This window comes from Methyloceanibacter sp. (genome assembly GCF_050999895.1).
GTDB lineage: Bacteria > Pseudomonadota > Alphaproteobacteria > Rhizobiales > Methyloligellaceae > Methyloceanibacter.
Map to the genome: position 1 here is coordinate 1 of NZ_JBPCOU010000097.1, position 5,979 is coordinate 5,979.

6 protein-coding genes are annotated in these 5,979 nt (G+C 62.3%); 5 read left to right on the forward strand and 1 reads right to left on the reverse strand.

Features of this window, described 5'->3' with window-relative positions; all coding sequences use genetic code 11:
• The first annotated feature begins 151 nt into the window (after positions 1-151).
• The 4 genes from ACR2J1_RS10915 to ACR2J1_RS10930 all read left to right on the forward strand — a co-directional run bounded on the left by ACR2J1_RS10915 (position 152) and on the right by ACR2J1_RS10930 (position 4,525).
• Positions 152-1,309 (forward strand): PQQ-dependent sugar dehydrogenase, encoded by a 1,158-nt coding sequence (locus ACR2J1_RS10915; protein ID WP_434019354.1) that lies wholly within the window; start codon positions 152-154, stop codon positions 1,307-1,309.
• 140 nt (positions 1,310-1,449) lie between these two features.
• A complete protein-coding gene (locus tag ACR2J1_RS10920) occupies positions 1,450-2,373 on the forward strand; it encodes an ABC transporter ATP-binding protein (protein WP_434019359.1) in 924 nt (307 codons plus the stop codon).
• Positions 2,370-3,131 carry an ABC transporter permease gene (locus ACR2J1_RS10925; RefSeq protein WP_434019355.1) on the forward strand — a complete coding sequence of 254 codons (762 nt, stop codon included), beginning with the start codon at positions 2,370-2,372 and terminating at the stop codon, positions 3,129-3,131. Before ACR2J1_RS10920 ends, ACR2J1_RS10925 begins: the two co-directional genes overlap by 4 nt.
• A 32-nt stretch (positions 3,132-3,163) precedes the next feature.
• Entirely contained in the window at positions 3,164-4,525 is a 1,362-nt protein-coding gene (locus ACR2J1_RS10930; protein WP_434019356.1) for an APC family permease, read from the forward strand.
• A 16-nt stretch (positions 4,526-4,541) separates the two neighbouring features.
• Here ACR2J1_RS10930 and ACR2J1_RS10935 read toward each other — a convergent pair whose 3' ends face one another.
• On the reverse strand, positions 4,542-4,733 hold the full coding sequence (locus ACR2J1_RS10935; protein WP_434019357.1) for a hypothetical protein: 192 nt from the start codon (positions 4,731-4,733) through the stop codon (positions 4,542-4,544).
• 253 nt (positions 4,734-4,986) lie between these two features.
• Between ACR2J1_RS10935 and nadA the strand changes: the two genes are divergently transcribed.
• Positions 4,987-5,979, forward strand: a 993-nt coding sequence (gene nadA / locus ACR2J1_RS10940; protein WP_434019358.1) for a quinolinate synthase NadA, incomplete at its 3' end; no start/stop codon positions are given.

Sequence of the window (5,979 nt, forward strand, 5' to 3'; positions counted from 1 at the left end):
GGCGCGCGGGGAAATTATCAGTCGACCCATCGTCCTTCCATAACGATTGTGCGAAATTGTAGCAATTGCACCGATCCCGAGATTAACTTGCAATGAACCATGACGCCGCTTTGGCGTTAGCCGCAACAGATGGTGAGATCAGGCGAGAGTTATGGCGACCTATAATGCTGAAACAAAAGAGACCGTTTTACTTCGCACAGCGACCGCCCTCGTTGCGGGAGCGCTGCTGATGTTCGCAAGCATGACGGTCATCGCCGAAGAGCGGACCGTCCAAAGCAAAGCCGGACCCCTCAAGGTCGAGACGCTTGCCGATGGCCTCGATAGCCCCTGGGGTATGGCGTTCTTGCCGGACGGGCGCATGCTCGTCACCGAGAAGGTGGGCACGCTGCGAATCGTGGACAAGGACGGCGCGGTCTCCGATCCCATCAAGGGCGTCCCTAAGGTCGTCGCCGCCGGCCAGGGCGGACTCCTCGACGTCGCTCTGGATCCGGATTTCGCGACGAACGGTCTCGTCTTTGTCTCTTATTCCGAGCCGGGCGACGGCGGTGCCGGCACGGCCGTGGCGCGCGGCAAGCTCACCGATATGACGCTCGAGGATGTGAAGGTTATCTTCCGTCAGAAGCAGAAAGTTGACGGCGGCAATCATTTCGGATCGCGCCTCGTCTTCGCGCCCGACGGCAAGCTTTTCGTCACGCTCGGCGAGCGCTTCAAGTTCGATCCCGTACAGGATCTCAAATCGCATCTCGGCAAGGTCGTGCGCATCAATCCGGACGGATCGGTGCCGGACGACAATCCCTTCGTCGGCAAGGACGACGCGCTGCCCGAGATCTGGTCCTATGGGCACCGCAACGTGCAAGGCGGCGCGATCAATCCGAAGACCGGCAAATTGTGGACGATCGAGTTCGGCCCGAAGGGCGGCGACGAGCTCAACATTCCCGAGCCCGGTAAGAATTACGGTTGGCCCGTGGTGAGCTGGGGCACGCATTATGACGGCGAAGACATCCCCGACCCGCCGACCCATCCGGAATTCACCGACGCGATCTATCACTGGAACCCGGTGATCTCGCCGTCGGGCATGACTTTCTATACGGGCGATGTGTTCCCGGACTGGCGGGGCAATATTCTGATCGCCGGGCTGTCTTCAGCCGCGATCGTGCGCCTCACCCTCGACGGCGATAAAGTCGCGAGCGAGGACCGCATCGCGATGGGAAGCCGCATTCGCGATGTGGCGCAAGGGCCCGACGGCGCGGTGTACGCCCTCACCGACGGAGGCGACGGCAAGCTCCTGCGGCTTACACCCGGGAAATAGGCGTGTTCACCGTATTTTGAGCCAGGTATCTGACCGTCGGGCGTGGCGCATTTGGCCGCGCTCGACTAGCATCCGGCGCCACCCGGAAGACTCAATTTCCCGCCATCACCGCGAGAGCCATGGACAGCGCGACCCCCTCCATGCACCCGATTATTTCGGTGCAGAATCTCTCCAAGGTCTACGAGTCCGGCTTTCATGCGCTCAAGAACATCAATCTCGACATTCGTCGCGGCGAGATCTTCGCGCTGCTCGGCCCGAACGGCGCGGGCAAAACCACGCTGATCAGCGTCATTTGCGGGATCGTGCGGCCGAGCGAAGGCTCGGTCACCGTCGACGGCCACGACATCATCACCGATTTCCGCGCCGCGCGATCCATGATCGGCCTCGTGCCCCAAGAGCTGACCACCGACGCGTTCGAGACGGTGTGGGCGACGGTCTCCTTCAGCCGCGGTCTGTTCGGCAAGACGCCGAACCCGGACTACATCACCAAGGTCTTGAAGGACCTGTCGCTGTGGGACAGGAAGGATTCGCGGCTCATGACGCTGTCCGGCGGCATGAAGCGCCGGGTGCTGATCGCCAAGGCGCTGTCGCACGAGCCCCAGATCCTGTTTCTCGACGAGCCCACCGCCGGGGTCGACGTCGAACTGCGCAAGGATATGTGGCAGACCGTGCGCACGCTCCGCGATGCCGGCGTGACCATCATTCTCACCACGCATTATATTAACGAAGCCGAGGACATGGCCGACCGTATCGGCGTCATCAATAATGGCGAGATCATTCTCGTCGAGAACAAGGCGCAACTGATGCGCCAGCTCGGCCAGAAGCAGCTGACCCTTGAGCTCCAGGAATCGCTCACCGCGTTGCCGCCGAGCCTCGCAAAGCACAACCTGGCTTTGAATCAAGACGGCAGCGAGCTGACCTATGTTTACGATACGCAAGGCGAGCGTACCGGCATCACCACGCTTTTGACCGATCTCGGCCAGGCGGGGATTCGCTTCAAGGATCTCGACACCTCGGAGAGCTCGCTTGAGGATATCTTCGTCAATCTGGTGAGGCGGAAATGAATCTACCCGCCATCAAGGCGATCTACACGTTCGAGATGGCGCGCGCCGGCCGCACCCTGATGCAGAGCATAGTCTCGCCCGTTATCTCGACGTCGCTCTATTTCGTGGTGTTCGGGGCGGCGATCGGCTCGCGCATCACCGAATTCGAGGGCGTGCCATACGGTGCGTTCATTGTGCCCGGCCTTGTCATGCTGATGCTGCTCACGCAGAGCGTGGCCAATGCGGCCTTCGGCATCTACTTCCCGCGCTTCACCGGAACGATCTACGAGATCCTGTCGGCGCCGATTTCCTATATCGAGATCGTGATCGGCTATGTCGGCGCGGCGGCGACCAAATCCATCATCCTCGGGCTCATCATCCTTGCGACGGCATGGCTGTTTGTGCCTTTGCACATCGCGCACCCGTTCTGGATGGTCGCCTTCCTGGTGTTGACGGCGCTCACCTTCAGCCTGCTCGGCTTCATCATCGGCATCTGGGCGGACGGCTTCGAGAAGTTGCAGATCGTGCCGCTCCTCATCATCACGCCGCTCACCTTTCTCGGCGGCACCTTCTATTCCATCAACGTGCTGCCGCCGTTTTGGCGCACCGTGACCTTGTTCAATCCGGTGGTCTATCTCGTTAGCGGCTTTCGCTGGAGCTTCTTCGACATCTCCGATGTCAGCCCGGGCATCAGCCTCGCCGTGACGTTCTTCTTCCTCGGGGTCTGCCTCGTCATCGTGTGGTGGATCTTCAAGACCGGCTACCGGCTGAAGAGCTAGGTCTCGTACCCCTCGCGTGTTAGGGACGGAGCATGGGGGATACGCCACCAGCAACGCCGCCTGCGGCCGAGCCGACGCTGCAACGCTCCATCGGGCCGGTGCAGCTTGCCCTTTATGGGCTCGGCAGCATGCTCGGGGCCGGCATCTATGGCCTGATCGGCAAGGCAGCGGGCGAGGTCGGCAACGCGGTCTGGCTCGCCTTCGTCGTGGCGCTGGTCGCCGCGCTCCTCACCGCGCTCTCCTATGCCTCGATGGGCTCGCGCTATCCCCGCGCCGCGGGTGCAGCCTATGTTACGCATAGGGCCTTCGGCTTCCCGCTGATCGGCTTCGTCGTGGGGCTCGCGCTCGTGTGCTCCGGCCTCACATCAATTGCAACGCAATCCCGCGTATTTGCATCGAATATCGCCGCTTTGTTCGAGATTGAAAGCTTGCCCGTTTCCTGGATCGCGCTCGGGTTCCTGCTCGTGATGACGGGCATTGTTTTCCGCGGCATTCGCGAGTCGATGTGGGTGAATGTGCTGTGCACGGTGGTCGAGGCGGCCGGCCTCGTGATCGTCATCGTGGTCGGCTTTTCCTATTGGGGCAGCGTAGATTATTTCGAGACTCCGACCTCGCTCGGCGACGACGGCGCGCTGCTGCTGGTGCTGCAAGGCGCGGTTCTGACCTTTTTCGCCTTTATCGGCTTCGAGGACACGGTCAATGTCGCGGAAGAATGCCGCGACCCGCAGCGGACCATTCCCATCGGCCTGATCCTCGCCATGGTGCTCGCCGCAGTGCTCTATATCGCGGTCGCGATCACGGCCGTGTCCGTGGTGCCGTGGCAGGATCTTGCCGATGCCCCCGGCCCGCTTACCGAGGTGATGGCCACGGCCGCGCCCTCCGTGCCGCCCATTGTCTATACCTTCATCACGCTCTTCGCGGTCGCCAACACCGCGCTCGTGAACTACGTCACGGCCTCGCGCCTGCTCTACGGCATGTCGCGGCAGGGACTGCTGCCGGCCTTTCTGGGCAGGGTGCATGCCGGCCGGCGCACGCCGCATCTTGCCATCGTCGCCCTGTTTCTCGTCCTCGTACCACTCGCGATGCTCGGTACGATTACCGAGCTTGCCGCCGCGACGGTGCTCATGCTGTTGATGGTGTTCGCCTTCGTCAACGCCGCTCTCTTCGTGCTGAAGCGGCGCAAGGGCGAGCCTGAGGGACGGTTCGAGATACCGCTTTTCGTGCCCGCGCTCGGCACACTCGTCTGCGCACTTCTGATCGTGGTGCGCGTCGGGACGGGCGATTGGCGCGCGCCTGCGCTCGCGGGCGCCATGCTGCTCGGCACATTTGTGATCTATGTCGTGCTGCGCCCCAAGGCGGCAGAGGACGCCCTCCAACTCCCGCCGGCGCCTTAAGCGTCCTAGGGACCGGCTAAATCTCTTTCAGCCGGTGCGGCGGGTGCCGTGTATCCCCGCGCCGGTTGAGGCGACGAACATAGGTGATCGACGCCTCCGGCCGCTCCGCCTTGACCTTGAGCGCGGCGATAAGCGCGTCTTCGGCTTTCACCACGATCCTGTCAGCCGTGCCACCTTCCCGCACGCCCACGGTGAATTGCGACTGCATCTGTTGCCCTTCCTCATCTTCAGAACCGAAGGCTAACAGAGGAGGCCCGTGCGCGGCCATAGGCCCTCGCGATCCGGCGGGCGGTGGCGGAGGGCGGCCTCTTGCCGCGGGCCTTCATTCCGGGTTGAATGTGCGGCGTCATCACCTATACTCAAAGTGAGAATAGGACTGAGGGATGCCCAGCCGGCCTTGTGCCGGATGTTTTAACGCCCTACATATGCTCAGTATGAGCATTATTGTAAGGAACGAAGCCATGACGACGGTTCAAAGCAGAGCAAACCTGACGGCTCTCAGCGCCAAGCAGGCGCCGCTGTTCCCTGCCGTGCTTCCCGATCTGGCCTACACGCCGGAAGTGGCGCGAGCGACCGCGCATCTTTACGAGCGCGTCAAGCGCGTGATCCCGCCGATCGAATGGCCGGGCTTTGCTCCTTACGTGAAGGCGATCAACGACTTGAAACGGGAGCGCAACGCCGTCGTGCTCGCGCATAACTACATGACGCCGGAGATATTCCATTGCGTCGCCGACGTGGTCGGCGATTCGCTCCAGCTCGCGCGTGAGGCCTCCCGGACCGACGCTGAGATCATCGTGCAGGGCGGCGTGCATTTCATGGCCGAGACCTCGAAGCTGCTCAGTCCGGACAAGCTCGTGCTCGTACCGGATTCGCGCGCAGGCTGCTCGCTCGCTGCTTCCATCACCGCCGCCGATGTGCGCGCGCTGCGCGAGGCCTATCCCGGCGTGCCTGTCGTCACGTATGTGAATACCTCCGCCAAAGTGAAGGCCGAGTGCGATATTTGCTGCACCTCGTCCAACGCCGTGCGCGTGGTCGAGTCGCTCGGCGCCAAGCGCGTGATCCTCCTGCCAGACGAATATCTGGCGAAATGGGTGGCGACGCAGACCGATGTCGAGATCATTACCTGGAAGGGGCACTGCGAGGTGCATGAGCGCTTCTCAGGCGATGAGCTGCGCGCCTATCGCGAAGCCGATCCCGGCGTGAAGATCATCGCGCATCCGGAATGCGCGCCCGACGTGATCGAAGAGGCTGACTTCACCGGCTCGACCGCCGGCATGATCAAATGGGTGCATGACAACCAGCCCTCCAAGGTGCTGCTCGTCACGGAGTGCTCCATGAGCGACAACGTCGCGGTGGAGGCGCCGAACGTGCAGTTCGTGCGGCCCTGCAATCTTTGCCCGCATATGAAGCGCATCACCTTGCCAAAAATTCTGGACTCGCTCGTCTTCCTCAAA